9 protein-coding genes are annotated in these 13,714 nt (G+C 71.9%); 5 read left to right on the top strand and 4 right to left on the bottom strand.

Annotated elements, in window-relative coordinates; all coding sequences use genetic code 11:
* Window positions 1-69: 69 nt before the first annotated feature.
* Both SD460_RS23760 and SD460_RS23755 read right to left on the bottom strand, forming a co-directional pair.
* The gene (locus tag SD460_RS23760; protein ID WP_290058074.1) at window positions 70-1,518 is read right to left on the bottom strand and encodes a radical SAM protein; all 1,449 of its coding nucleotides are present in this window, start codon (window positions 1,516-1,518) and stop codon (window positions 70-72) included.
* A complete protein-coding gene (locus tag SD460_RS23755; protein WP_290058073.1) occupies window positions 1,518-4,091 on the bottom strand; it encodes a glycosyltransferase in 2,574 nt (857 codons plus the stop codon). The genes SD460_RS23760 and SD460_RS23755 overlap by 1 nt, the downstream gene beginning before the upstream one ends.
* A gap of 137 nt (window positions 4,092-4,228) precedes the next feature.
* Between SD460_RS23755 and SD460_RS23750 the strand changes: the two genes are divergently transcribed.
* The 4 genes from SD460_RS23750 to SD460_RS23735 all read left to right on the top strand — a co-directional run bounded on the left by SD460_RS23750 (window position 4,229) and on the right by SD460_RS23735 (window position 7,758).
* On the top strand, window positions 4,229-5,311 hold the full coding sequence (locus SD460_RS23750; protein ID WP_290058072.1) for a sensor histidine kinase: 1,083 nt from the start codon (window positions 4,229-4,231) through the stop codon (window positions 5,309-5,311).
* Window positions 5,308-5,961, top strand: a complete 654-nt coding sequence (locus SD460_RS23745; protein ID WP_318306754.1) for a response regulator — start codon at window positions 5,308-5,310, stop codon at window positions 5,959-5,961. The genes SD460_RS23750 and SD460_RS23745 overlap by 4 nt, the downstream gene beginning before the upstream one ends.
* A gap of 95 nt (window positions 5,962-6,056) precedes the next feature.
* The gene (locus SD460_RS23740; RefSeq protein ID WP_290058070.1) at window positions 6,057-6,446 is read left to right on the top strand and encodes a hypothetical protein; all 390 of its coding nucleotides are present in this window, start codon (window positions 6,057-6,059) and stop codon (window positions 6,444-6,446) included.
* 1 nt (window position 6,447) lies between these two features.
* The gene (locus tag SD460_RS23735) at window positions 6,448-7,758 is read left to right on the top strand and encodes a DJ-1/PfpI family protein (RefSeq protein ID WP_290058069.1); all 1,311 of its coding nucleotides are present in this window, start codon (window positions 6,448-6,450) and stop codon (window positions 7,756-7,758) included.
* Here SD460_RS23735 and SD460_RS23730 read toward each other — a convergent pair.
* Window positions 7,724-9,280: an alpha-L-arabinofuranosidase B gene (locus tag SD460_RS23730; RefSeq protein WP_290058068.1), complete on the bottom strand. Its 1,557-nt coding sequence runs from the start codon at window positions 9,278-9,280 to the stop codon at window positions 7,724-7,726. The genes SD460_RS23735 and SD460_RS23730 overlap by 35 nt on opposite strands.
* 261 nt (window positions 9,281-9,541) lie before the next feature.
* Between SD460_RS23730 and SD460_RS23725 the strand changes: the two genes are divergently transcribed.
* On the top strand, window positions 9,542-13,195 hold the full coding sequence (locus SD460_RS23725; RefSeq protein ID WP_318306753.1) for a family 78 glycoside hydrolase catalytic domain: 3,654 nt from the start codon (window positions 9,542-9,544) through the stop codon (window positions 13,193-13,195).
* A 108-nt stretch (window positions 13,196-13,303) separates the two neighbouring features.
* Here SD460_RS23725 and SD460_RS23720 read toward each other — a convergent pair whose 3' ends face one another.
* Window positions 13,304-13,648 carry a hypothetical protein gene (locus SD460_RS23720; protein ID WP_290061783.1) on the bottom strand — a complete coding sequence of 115 codons (345 nt, stop codon included), beginning with the start codon at window positions 13,646-13,648 and terminating at the stop codon, window positions 13,304-13,306.
* Window positions 13,649-13,714 lie beyond the last annotated feature (66 nt).

The following is a 13,714-nucleotide window of genomic DNA, read 5'->3' as shown; positions in this document are numbered from 1 at the left end:
GCACGTCCGGAGCCCATGCTGCCTGCCCGTGTCGCTCTTCGCGACACTTGGGTCACTCGATGTAGTGACTCACAGCTCGGTCGTGATGATCGCCTCCACCAGAACCTCCCCCACCGGGGTGAGTTCGACGACGCCGTCGTCGGGGTGGAGCCGGACCAGCCCGCGCGCGGCCAGCGAGCGGAACTTCCCCAGCCACGGCTCCGCGAACAACGACCGGCCGGGGAACCGCGAGCGGTGCAGCGAGTCCCGCAGCGGCTGCAACGTCGTCAGCGCCATCTTGACCGCCCGCGCCTCCTGCGCTTCGGGCGTGAACCGCGTAGCCGACCCCAGCGGGATCCGCCCGGACTCGACCGTTTCGATGTACCGCTTCGAGTTCACGTCGGTGATCGCCTCCGACGCGCGGCAGCTCGACGAGCCGCCCAGCCCGATCGCGACCTCGGCCTCCTGCTTGTCCTGGTCGACCATGATGGCCTTCCACTTCTCCGGCCCGAGTCCGTCACGCGCGAAGTACATCGTCGGGTGTTCGGTGTACCCCGCGCCGCGCAGGCCTTCGGTCAGCAGCTCCCGCATCTGGTACTGCTCGCCGAGCGTCGGCCACCGGTGACCGTCGCGCACCAGCTTGTCCCGGTAGGACGGCAGCTGCCACGCCGCCGGTTTCTCCCCCGTGACGCCGGTGCGGGTGTCACTGTAGGACGCCAGGTGCAGCTTCGTGCACACCACGGCCGTGACTTCGTTTTCCAGCACCACGTCCAGGTCGCGCCGGACGCTGTCGAGGGTCTGGTCGAGCAGGCCGTACATCAGGTCGATGCTGACCCACTCGAACCCCAGCGACCGGGCGTTGCGCACGAAGTCGACGCACATCTCGGCGCTGTGCTCGCGGCCGCACAGCTCCAGCACGTGGTCGTCGAACGACTGGACACCGCTGGACAGCTTGGTGCAGCCCAGTTCCCGCAGCAGTTCCAGCTTCGCCGGGGTGAACGTGCTCGGATCACCCTCGAACCGGATCGTCGTGTCCGCGGTGAACCCGAACTCCGACCGGTAGAACTCCAGCAGCCGGCGGATTTCCGGTTCCGGCAGCAGCGACGGCGTGCCGCCGAAGACGTTGAACTCCCCCACCTCGGCGCCGGCCAGGTGCGGCACGGCCTCGAGCCACAAGCGGGCTTCGGCGATGTTGAGGTCGACCCAGTGCTTCGCTTTCTCGTACTGCACCTCGGGTTTCCCCTTCACCAGCACCACGGGGTACTGGCAGAACCGGCAGCGGTAGGCGCAAGTCGGGATGTAGGACCAGAGGTGGATCGGACCGGCCGACGCCAGCTGCGCGTCCAGGTCCCGCAGGAACTCCGGCGCCGTGCCGGGGACGTTGCCGGGGAACACGTGCGCCCCGAACGGGTCCTCGCGGACGAACTCCAGCAGGTGCCGGTTCTCCGGCGCTTCCAGGACGTCGAGCACGGCGGGCCGGGGCCACGCCGGGTCGAGGCCGTGCAGCGAGCCGATCGCGTCTTCGTAGGCGAGCGTCATCAGAACACCCCTCCGTTGCCGAAGTAGTTGTGGGCTTCCCCCGACTCGCGGTCCTCGCAGTAGTAGTGGACGAACTCCGCGAAGCGTCCGGGAGGGATCTCCGCCAGGCACGGCGGCAACGGCGGCGGGAAGCCGATGTCTTCGCCGACGTGCTGCCGCAGGCACGCGAACAGCTCGTCGGCGAACTCGAAATACAGCCGGTACGACGGCGTCTTGTAGGCGTGGATCGGCGTGAAGTCGACGACGCGCATCTCGTCGCGGATCTCGGCGATCCGCCGGGCCAGCCGGGCGGCGAAGTCCGCGCCGAAGAACGCGATCACGGCGTCGTCTTCGAGCAGCGCGGGGGTCAGCAGCACCGGCAGGATGGTGTTCTTCGGCGTGAAGTCCTTGATCGAGAACTCCCACGCCTGCCGAGCTTCGGCCTCGGTCAGGTCCGCGGCGGTCGCCGGGACGTCAGGCCGGATGTCGCGCATGACGATGATGCCGTCCGAGCCGTAGGCCCGGCCCGCGATGACCTCGTCGATGGCGTGGTCGACGCGCCGCGGGTTGATCTCGACGCGCGAGCGCGGCGCGTACGTGATCGCGTCGCCGCCGCTGGCCACCTTGATGCCGAAGTCCCAGTCGTCGGAGAGGTGGTTGACGAACTTCCCGTCCTGCAGCTGGTAGAAGATCTCGATGCCGCCCGCGCGCTCGTAGGCGTCGCGCTCGACGGCGAACCCCTTGCCGTCCGGGAAGCCGCCGAACAGCGAGAACGTCACCGCGCGGCACCGCAGCGTCCGCTGGATCGCGTCCCACAGCCGCGGCCGCCCGGTGAAGTGCGCGGGTTCGTAGTAGTAGTCGCAGACGCCGATCGCGGCCTTGGAGGTCTCCATCGCGGTGAAGAGTTCGGCGAGCCAGTGCGCGTCGACGCGGCAGTCGGCGTCGGCCGACACGAGGTAGAACCGCTCCGCCGGGTCGGTGTCGGGCCGGTTGCGGCTGCGCGCCGCGGCGAAGTCCATCCCGGCGCGCCTCGCGCACGAAACCCCCTGCTCGGACTCGTGGATGACGTGCAGCGCCAGGTCCGGGTGGGCCGCCGCGAAGTCCCGCGCGATCGCGACGGTGTCGTCGGTCGAGTTGTTGTCGACCAGCACGACCTCGTACCGCGCCTTCTCGAGCGGCCCCTCGCCGTCACGCTGGTCGTGCAGCGTCCGCAGCACCTCCGGCAGGTTCGCGGCTTCGTTGTACACCGGCAGCACGACGGAGATCCGCGTGTCCGGCCCCATCGGCGGCGGGTAGAGCCGGTCGACGAGGTCGTCGACGACCGGTGCGCCGAACCGCGCCCGCCCGAGTTCCGAGTTCGCCCGCACCACTTCCGCCCGTTTCCCTTCGTCGGTGATCAGCTCGGCCACCTCGCGGGCGAACGCCGCGTCCGGCAGGTCGCGGGCCCGGATGTCCAGCACCGGGGCCCGGAACCCGCCGTAGACGACGTCGTACAGCTCGTACCCGCTCGTGATGTACGGCGTCCCGGAGGCGACGGCTTCGCTGACCGGGTTGCCGTAGCTTTCGTAGTCGTAGGAGGTCAGGAACGACACGACCGTCGCGTGCGCCAGGAGGTCGCGCACCGAATAGCGGCCGGGCACGGCGGTGTCGTACGGCGTCAGCCAGCCGCCGAACACGACCCGGTCGCGCACGCCGAGGCGGTCCGCCAGCGCGACGAGCCGGGTGTGCTCGGCGGGTGCCTCTTCGACGTCGCCGGCGACGAACAGCCAGGCGTCCGGCAGCAGCGCCAGCAGGTGCAGGTCCCGGTCCAGGCGCTTCTGCGGGATGATCCGCGTGATCCGGGCCAGCAGCGGGACGTCACCGGGAATGCCGTGGTCGCGCCGGAAGCCGGCGTTGCGCTCGTCGATCCGCGCGGGCGCGATGGCGAAGGCGTTCGGCAGAACGTCGATGTTCCGCAGGCCGGGAACCCACTCCAGCGTCCGGGCCTTCGCCTGCTCGTGCAGGGCGAAGTAGTGGATGTGCGGCGAGTTCCGCGGCGCGGGGACGCCGGGGTACGGGAACCGCCCGTACTTGGCGATCCCCGGTTCGCTCTGCCACATCAGGTCGTGGTCGCGCCAGAAGACGAACCGGCCGAGCCGGTGGCGGGCGCCGTAGCGGTCGATCGCCCGGTACAGCGCTTCGGTGTAGGCCAGGTTCTCGGGCAGGGTCCCGTTCTCGACCATGACCATGGTCACGCCGAGGCGTTCCCACGTGGCCACGATCCGCGTGGCCAGCTCACCGGCGATCCGGTCGATCTCCGGGCGCAGCGTCTCGTCCCCGCGCTGGACCACATCCCGGAGCACCCGTTCGACGAATTCGCCGTCGTAGCCGCGGATCTCTTCGACGCCCTCGACCCGGTCGAGCGTGACCCAGCCGGGCAGCAGGCCCGCTTCGCCGCGGTAGGGCCGGAAGAAGGCACCCTTGTCGGCCTTGATGTCGTAGCCGAGGTCGAGGTGCACCCGGCGCCCGCGCAGCCGGCCCGCCGTTTTGAGGAACTCGACCACGACCCCGGAAAGCGGGGTGGCGTCGAAGGACACGCCCCAGAGGACTGACATCGATGTCGGACTCCCGTCTCGGCTTCGCCGTCACCGCCAGCCTACGGGCTGTCGCGGCGGGAGGCCGCGCGAGCAGAGAGCGCTTTCCGTTCTCCCGCGTGGTTGACCACGGCGCACCGACGCCCCAGAGTGGCTCCATGAACCGGGCCCTCGGGGTGCTGACCTGCGGCGCCTTCCTCTCCGTCGTGCTCGGGGTCCTCGGTTCCGGGGAGCCCGTGCTCTCGCTCGTGCTGGGCGCCGTCTTCACCGGGCTCGCCACGCTGGGCTTCGGCTGGGTGCAGGACCGCGGCCGGCTCGCCTGGGCGGCCGGTTACGTCGCCGTGCAGCTCCCGCTCGCCTTCGTCATCTTCACGATCAACGCCGGGGTCGGCGCGACGTTGTTCCTCGTCGTGCTGGTCAGCCAGTGCGTGCTGCTGCGGATACCGCTCCCGGTCGTCGCGCTGGTGATCGCCGTGGTGCCGCTCGTGCACCTCGGGATGTCGCTCGGCGAAGGCCTGCGCGAAGGGCTCGGCACGCTGGTTTCGGTGCTGTTCGCGGCCGTCATCACCGAGTTGCTGGTGCGCGAGCAGCGGTCCCGTGCCGGACTCGCCGAAGCGCACGCGAAGCTGCGCGACTACGCCACCCAAGCGGAACGGCTGGCGACGGCGCAGGAGCGCAACCGCGTCGCCCGCGACATCCACGACGGGCTCGGGCATTCGCTCACCGTCGTGCAGATGCAGGTCAAGGCCGCGCGGGCGGTGCTGCCGACCGATCCCGGCAAGGCCGACGAAGTCCTGGCCAAGGCCCAGGAGCAGGCCGAGAACGCGCTCGCGGAAGTCCGCCGGTCGGTGAAGGCCCTGCGTGAACCGCGGCCGGCGCCGCTGCCCGCGGCGCTCGAGGCACTGGCGTCCGAGGCCGGTGTGCCGGCCCGGCTGACCGTGTCCGGCGCCGAGCGACCGCTGCCGGACGAGCACCGGGAGGCGTTGTTCCGGGCCGCGCAGGAGGGCTTGACGAACGTCCGGAAGCACGCGTCCGCCGCGAAAGTGGATCTTCGGCTGGACTACGCCGAGTCGTCGGTGCGGGTCTCGGTGCGCGACGACGGCGTCGGCACCGACGGCGCGGCCGGCTCCGGTTTCGGCCTGCTGGGGCTGCGGGAACGCGCCGATCACCTGGGTGGCAAGCTCGACTTCACCTCGGCGCCGGGCGAGGGCAGCGCGCTGAGCATGGAGGTGCCGGGATGACGCCGGTCCGCGTCCTGCTGGTCGACGACCAGGCGCTCTTCCGCGAGGCCCTCGCGACCCTCCTGGCCACCCACGACGGCATCGACGTCATCGGCGAAGCGGGCAACGGCGACGAAGCGCTGAGCCGGGCCGCCGAGCTGAACCCGGACGTCGTCCTGATGGACCTGCGCATGCCGGTTCTCGACGGCGTGGGCGCGACCCGGCGGCTGCGGTTGGCGCACCCCGGCGTCCGGGTCATCGCGCTGACCACCTTCGACGACGACGAAGACGTCTTCGCCGCCCTGCGCGCGGGCGCCGTCGGGTACCTGCTGAAGGACGTCTCGTCGGCGCGCCTGGTGGAGGCGGTGCTGGCTGCCGCCCGCGGGGAATCCGTGCTGCAGCCGTCGGTCGCCGCGAAGGTCGTCGCGCGGTTCGCCGAGCTGCCGGCCACGCCGGAGCCCCGGCCGCAGCCGCTGGTCGTGCCGCTGTCGGAGCGCGAACTCGAAGTGCTGCGCCTGCTCGCCGGCGGCCGCAGCAACCGGGAGATCGCCACGACGCTGTTCCTCGCCGAGGGCACGGTGAAGAACCACGTGACGAACCTGCTGGGCAAGCTCGGCGCCCGCGACCGCACGCAGGCCGCGCTGCGCGCGCGGGACCTCGGCCTGCTCTGACGGTGGTCACCTGACCCCGGTCATGACTTCCGGCACCTGGCAGCACGGCCCCGGACCGGGATTCTCGTCCAGGACACACCCTGGAGGGACCCGAGATGACCACCACCGAGACACCCCGCTCCACCGCCCGGAAACTCGCCCGGTTCGCCGGGCACTACGCCGAAATGGTCGCCGCCATGCTCATCGGCATGGTCGCGCTGGGCCCGCTGTGGCCGTCGGCCTGGCTCGAGCGGGCCGACGCCGGCGCGCTCGTGATGGCCACGGACATGACCGTCGCGATGGTGGCCGCCATGGCCCTGCGCCGGCACTCGTGGCCGCGGATCGCCGAGATGGCCGCCGTGATGTACCTGCCGTTCGTGGCGCTGCTCGTGCCGTACTGGCTCGGCGCGCTGTCCGGCACGGCGCTGATGGTCGCCGGGCACGTGATCATGTTCCCGCTGATGCTCGCCGCCATGGTGTGGCGCCGCGCCGAGTACTGGCACTGACGTGCGGGCCTTCCTGAAGTGGTGCGCGCTCGTCGTCGCCGTGCTCGCCGTCCCGGCCATCGGGGCGACCGTCTCCGCCCTCTCGGTGTTCGACGCCCTCTACGCCCCCGGGCCGCCGCGGGCCCTCCCGGCCGCGGCGCCGGTCCCCCACGACCCGGCCAAGCCGACCGCGGTGATCGTCGTCGGCGACCGGGGCGCCGTCGTCTCCGACGCGCTGGCGCCGTACGAGATCCTGGCCGCGACCGGCCGGTTCAACGTCTACACGGTCACGCCGCACCGCGAGCCGAAACCGCTCACCGGCGGCCTGGACCTGGTGCCGGACTTCGGCTTCGACGACCTCGCCGCGCGGCTCGGGCCGAAGGCGCCCGACCTCGTGGTCGTGCCCGCCCTGCCGGACGTCGGCGAGCCGAGCAGCGACGTCGTCACGGCGTGGCTGCGCGCCCAGTCCGCCCGCGGCGCGAAGCTGCTGAGCGTCTGCAACGGCGGCGGCGTGCTCGCCTCGGCCGGGCTGCTCGACGGGCGGCCGGCCACCGCGCACTGGCTCAAGGTCGACACCTGGGCGAAGGAGTACCCGGCCGTGAAGTGGGTGCGTGGGCAGCGGTTCGTCGACGACGGCGACGTCGTCACCACCGCCGGGATCCTCTCCGGCATCGACGGGACCCTGCACTGGGTCGAACGGCTGGCCGGGCCGGATGTGGCCGCCCGCGCCGCGGCCGCGATCGGCTGGCGGCACTACGGCACGAACGTGCCGGTGACCCCGCCGGCCGGGGTGCCCGACGCGGCCGCGATCGTCAACGCGGCCTTCCGCTGGAACCCCGACGACCTCGGCGTGCTGCTCACGAACGGCGTCGGCGAGATCGAGCTGTCCTCGGTCTTCGACACCGAAGGCCAGTCGCTGTCCTCGCGCACACTCGCCGTCAGCGCCGACGGCGGCCCGATCCGGTCGCGGCACGGGCTGACCTTCCTGCCGCGGGCCGCCCTCGGCGCGGCGAGCCTGGACCGGCTGCTCGTGCCGGGCGCGGCGCGCGGGATCACGCCGCCACCCGGCGGCCCGTCGCCCGAGTACGTCCACGACCGGCCCGGCTTCGCCTACGACACCGCGGTGAGCGGGCTCGCGCGCCGCACCGACGTCGCGACCGCCCGGTGGACGGCCAAGGTGCTGGAGCTGCCCACCGACGGGGTGGTGTTCGAAGGCCGGGCCTGGCCGTGGCTGCCCACCGCCGTGCCGATCGCGCTGATCCTGCTCGGCGCGGCGGTGCTCGCGGTGGTGCGCCGGGTCAGGGCGCCCAGGGCTGGGCCACGACCCAGCTGACGTCGTCGTTGTACGACCCGGCGGCGTCCCAGGCGTGGGCGCCGCTGGTGTCGGCGATGTAGAGCGTGTTGGCGTAGTGGCGCAGGTACTTGCCGGAGTAGTTGTAGGACCGGAACGACGAGCCCTGCCCGTTCTTGCCGGCGACCGGGCAGAACGTGGCGTCGGCGCGGAAGGCCGCGCTGCCGTCCATCGGCTGCCGGTACACCTGGAAATCGAAGTGGCGCAGGAAGTCCCCGGGGTAGTTGCGGGATTCGAACGACACGCAGGACGCGCTGGCGAGTCCCCGGCGGACGATCCAGGTGGCGTCGTTCTTGTCCAAAGTGGAGCTGACCGGCGAGATCACCGCGTTGTCGTTGCGGTGGCGGATGTAGTCACCGGTGCAGCACGCGGTGGTCGCGCGCAAGGAGATCTCCGAGGCCGGGTTCAGGGTCCCGGTGGAGCCGGTCGGGCCGCCGTAGCCGACGGAGACGACGTTGGCCTGGACCGCGTTGTCCGCCGCGTCGGTGGGCAGCCCGGCGGTCATCACGCCTTCGAAGAACGAGCCGATCGAGCCGTTGCTGTTGTCTCCGCCCGTCCCCAGCACGATCGCACCTTCCTGGTGCATCGGCGAATACCCGGCGCGCGTCGGCTCGGGCCCGGAGTACGTCGTGCGCAGCCCGCCGGACTGGGCGTTGCCGTCCTTGAGCGCGAAGAAGTTCTGGCCGTTGTTCTTCAGCAGGGCGGTGACGAACGGCGCGGTGATCCCGGTGTTCGCGGTGTTCTGGCTGCCGCCCGCGCTCGACTCGAACAGCCCGTTCTCGAGGTCGGCCTGCACCCACGGACCGGCGCCGTAGCAGGGCTGGAACCAGCACTCCGTACCGAAGTTGAGCGCGTCCATGTGGCCGTTGCCGGTGTCCTGGTTGTTCGTTTCGGCGTTGCCGTAGTCGAAGCAGCAGGCGCCGTTGACGTGGGTGCCGGAGGTGATCATGTACATGCCTTCGGGCTGGCCGTTCTTCGCGACACCGGACGTCGAGTTGTCGCGGTAGCCCATCCGGCCGGAGAAGGATGCGCCGTAGACCTGGTGGCCGCCCGCGGTCACCGGCAGGGCGTCCGCCGGCACGCCGGTGTCCTGCCCGCCCGCGCCGCCGGGGCCTTCGATCGTCAGGTCGTTGTGGCGCGGGGACTGGTCGTAGAGCTCGGTGATCAGGCAGGTCGTCCCGGCGCAGAAGGAATCCTGCGCGGCGGCGTTGGCGTAACCGCCCGCGGCCAGCAGGCCGATGTTCGCCTTGGCGCCGTCGGACGCGCGCTGGACCTGGTAGAGCGGGCCGTTGTAGGCGGCGTAGAGGGCGCGGGTGGTGCTGTGCGCGGCGACGCACGGCGTACCCGCCGACCCGTAGATGTCGCACGGCAGCGACGCGGCGGCCGAAGCCGTCGACGCGGACACGAGGCTCGCGAGCGCCAGCACCACGGCGCCGGTCAGCGCGAGCCAAAACCCGCGCCGATTGTTAGCGCTAACATTCTTGCCGTCTCGACGTTGAGACATAAAAGCCTCCAGGGCTTGGCCGAATTATGTGAGCGTTACCAGCGAGCACTATCCAGTCCGGCCCCCGTTTCGTCAACGCTCCCATCGGGCGCAAAACGGACGTCCGCCGGACCTAAAACGATTTAGGCGGGGTTCGTACCGACGAAGGTCGGGCGTCCCGGTGGAGTATTGCCAACGTGTGAGTTCGTGATTACAGTCACGTATCACGTCAGATTGAAACGTTCAAATTCGTCGCCCATCCCCGCCACCAGGGAGCCCGTAATGCTGCCCTCCAAGCTTTGGCGCGCGACCACCACCACGCTCGCCGCGATCCTGACCCTCGCGGCCGCCGCGGCTCCACCGGCCGGCGCCGCCCCACCCGTCGACCTCGCCGGAGCGCACTGGATCTGGTACCCCGAAGGCGACGCCCGCGTCTCCGCGCCCGCCGCCACCCGCTACTTCCGCACGACGTTCACCGTCCCCGGCGGCGCGGTCTCCGACGCCCGGTTCGCCGTCACCGGCGACGACACCGCCGACGTCTGGCTCAACGGCACGCCGCTGGCTTCTTCCGCCCGCACCACCGATTCCTGGCGGACGGCACTGGCGGTGGACCTGAAGGCGGCGCTCAAGCCCGGCGTCAACACCCTCGCCGTCGCCGCCCGCAACGCCGGCGGACCGGCGGGCCTGCTCGGCCGGCTGCGGGTCACCACCGGCTCCGGCACCACGGACGTGACCACCGGCGGCACCTGGAAGAGCGCGACCACCGCGGCGGAAGGCTGGGAACAGCCCGGTTTCGCCGACGGCGGCTGGGCCGCGGCCCAGGACCTCGGCGCCTACGGCACCGGCCCGTGGGGCTCCGGCGTCAGCACGCCGAACGCGTCCGACCCGACGCCGCTGTCGGTCGCGACCGCCACGGTCGGGCAGCGGGTGAACCCCCTCGGCGTCGACCCCGCCCAAGCGCGGTTCGGCTGGAAGCTGGGCTCGGCCGCCCCGCAGCAACGGCAGTCCGCGTACCAGATCGTGGTGTCCACCGGCGGGCAGGACGTCTGGGACAGCGGCCGCGTCGCTTCGGTTCAGCAGGCCGACGTCGCTTACGGCGGCCCGGCGCTCGGCTCGCTCACGGCGTACACCTGGCGGGTCCGCGTCTGGGACGGGCAGGGCAGGCAGAGCGGCTGGAGTGCCGTGCAGCGCTTCGAAACCGCGTTGCGCGCCCCGGCGACCGAGTGGACCGGCGCGTTCGTCGGCCGCGCGACCGCGGGCCCGGACCTGGCCGGGGCGAACTGGATCTGGTACCCGGAGGGCGATCCGCTCGGCGGCGTCCCCCCGGCCACCCGGTTCTTCCGCAAGACCGTCGACCTGGCCGCGGCGCCCGGCAAGGCGACGCTGGTCGTCACCGGCGACGACACCGCGACCGTGTGGGTCAACGGCACCGAGGTGAGCGACTCCCCGCGGGTCACCGACTCGTGGAAGACGGCCGCCGTCGTCGACGTCGGCAGCCTGCTGACGGCGGGGGCCAACACGATCGCGATCAGGGCCGAGAACACGACGCAGAGCCCGGCCGGGCTGATCGCCAAGCTGACCGTCCCGAGTGGACCGACCGTTACCGACGGCTCGTGGAAGGCGAGCCAGAGCGGCCCGGACGGCTGGCAGCAGCGCGGGTTCGACGACAGCTCCTGGGCGGGCGCCCGCGCGCTGACCGCGTACGGCACCGGCCCGTGGGGCGCGAACGTCGCCGTGTCCGCGCCCTCTCCCCTGCTGCGCAAGAGCTTCACCGTCTCGAAGCCGGTGGCGAGCGCGCGGCTGCTGACCACCGCGCTCGGGCTGCAGGAGACCCACCTCAACGGCGCCAAGGTCGGCGCCGAGGTGCTCGCGCCCGGCTGGACGGACTACGCGAAACGCGTCCAGTACCGCGTTTCCGACGTGACCGCGCAGATCCGCCAGGGCGAGAACGCGCTCGGCGCGATGCTGGGCAACGGCTGGTACTCCGGCAGCGTCGGCATCGCCGGCAGCCAGAAGTACGGCACCGAGCCGTGGTACTCGGCGCAGCTCGAGCTGACGTTCACCGACGGGACCAGCACGACCATCGCGTCCGACGGCACCTGGAAGACCGCCGACGGCCCGATCCGCGCCGACGACCTCTACCAGGGCGAGACCTACGACGCCCGGCTCGCGCCGCCGGGCTGGGACCGGCCCGGGTTCGACGACCGCGGCTGGGCGGCACCCCGCGTGCGCTCCGGCGCGAAGCCGACCCTGGTGTCCCAAGTGGACAACGGCGTCACGGTGCAGCAGGAGTTCAAACCCGTCGCGTGGACGCAGCCGAAGCCCGGCGTGTGGGTGGCCGACCTCGGCCAGAACTTCAGCGGCTGGAACCGGCTTTCGGTGACCGGGCCGGTGGGTACCACGGTGACCGTGCGGCACGCCGAGGTGCTCAACCCGGACGGCACGATCTACACGACGAACCTCCGCGCGGCGCAGGCGACCGACCGGTTCACCCTGGCGGGCACCGGATCCGCCGAAACGTACGAGCCGCGGTTCACCGTGCACGGCTACCGGTACGTCGAGCTGACCGGCCTGCCTGCGGCCCCGACGGCGTCGACGTTGACCGGCCGAGCGATGTGGACGGCCGGCGCGCAGACCGGCACGTTCACGACGTCGAACGCGCTCGTGAACCAGCTGCAGCACAACATCCTGTGGGGTGAGCGCTCGAACATGCTGTCCGTGCCGAGCGACTGCCCGCAGCGCGACGAGCGGCTCGGCTGGACCGGCGACATCGGGATCTTCGCCGGCACGTCGACGTTCAACCTCGACGTGGCGAACTTCCTCGGCAAGTTCAGCGACGACCTGGTCGACGCCCAGCACGACGACGGTTCGTTCACCGACGTCGCCCCGGGCGTGCTGGGCGGCTCGGGCACGGCCGGCTGGGGCGACGCGGGCGTCATCGTGCCCTACACCCTGTGGCAGCGGTACGGCGACACCGGCGTGATCGACGAGCACTTCGCCGCGATGGTCAAGTGGGTCGAGTACCTGCGCTCGACGTCCGGCGCGGACCTCATCCGCGACCACCAGACGTACGGGGACTGGCTCAACGTCAACGACAACACCGCGCAGGACCTGATTTCGACGGCGTTCTTCGCGTGGTCGTCCCGGCTGGTGTCGCGGATGGCGGCGGCCACCGGGCGGACGGCGGAGGCGACGGAGTACGGGACGCTGGCCGACCAGGTCGGGGCGGCGTTCACCGCGCGCTTCTCGCAGGCCGACGGCACGGTGGGCTCCGGCTCCCAGGCAGGGCACGTCCTGGCGCTGGCGTTCGGGCTGCTCCCGGCGTCGCGCGTCCAGCCGGCGGCGGACCAGCTGGCCGCCCGCGTGGCGGCGGCGGGCGGGCACCTGAGCGTCGGCTTCCTCGGCGTGGAGAACCTGCTGCCGGTGCTGGCCGCGCACGGGCACGCGGACGTCGCGTACCAGGTGCTGCTGCAGCCGGGCTTCCCCGGCTGGGGCTACATGATCGGCCACGGCGCGACGACGATCTGGGAGCGCTGGGACGGCATCAAGCCGGATGGGACGTTCAACGACCCGGGGATGAACTCGTTCAACCACTACGGCCTCGGCTCGGTGGGCGACTTCCTGTACCGCTCGGTCGGCGGGCTCGCACCGGCGTCCCCGGGTTACGCGTCGCTGCTGGTGGCGCCGAGGCCGGGCGGCGGGCTGACGTCGGCGAAGTCGGCGTACGAGACCCCGTACGGCGGCGCGGTCAGCGACTGGTCGGTGTCGGCGGGCAAGCTGACGCTGCGGGTGACGGTCCCGCCCGGCTCATCGGCGACGGTGAAGGTCCCGACCTCGGCCCCGGGCGCGGTCACGGCCCCGGCGGAGGCGGTCCCGTCGGCGGCGGGGACGTACTTCGTGCCCGCGGGTTCGTACGTGTTCACGGCTCCGGCGTGACCGGCTGAAAGCGCCCCAATGTGGCGTTGGTTGCGTCCAACGCACCCAATGTGGCGTTCGGTGCGTTGGACGCACCGAACGCCACATTGGGGCGCTTGAGCCAGGGTGTCAGCGGCGCAGCGCCACGTTGAGCACGTCGCCGGCGTGGTCGAGGCAGTCCGCGCAGATCACCGCGTCGCGCGCGGCGCAGTCCACGCGCAGGAGCGGGCGCCGCAAACCCAGGAACGTCCGGCGCTCGCGGCGGCCGCAGAAGTCGCAAACCGCCGCCAGGGGCGAGGTCACCGCGGCCAGTACGTCGCCCGCCTGGGTTTCGCGGTCCGCGCCGTCGCGGATCACCCGCAGGCCGGCCCGGACGCAGTCCAGGCAGATCGGGCCCGACCGGCCCGGGACCCGCGGGTCGCGGGACCGGCCGCAGAAGCGGCACGGCCGGCCGGCACCGTTGCTCGCCGTCACGGCGCCTCCTCACCGGTTTCGCCGCGCGCACACCGGGAACCCCGGGCGCGGCGCACCCTGACGGCC

It is taken from the genome of Amycolatopsis solani (assembly GCF_033441515.1).
Lineage (GTDB): Bacteria > Actinomycetota > Actinomycetes > Mycobacteriales > Pseudonocardiaceae > Amycolatopsis > Amycolatopsis solani.
Note: the sequence above shows the minus strand (reverse complement) of the source record. Positions and strands in the feature narration are given on the sequence as shown.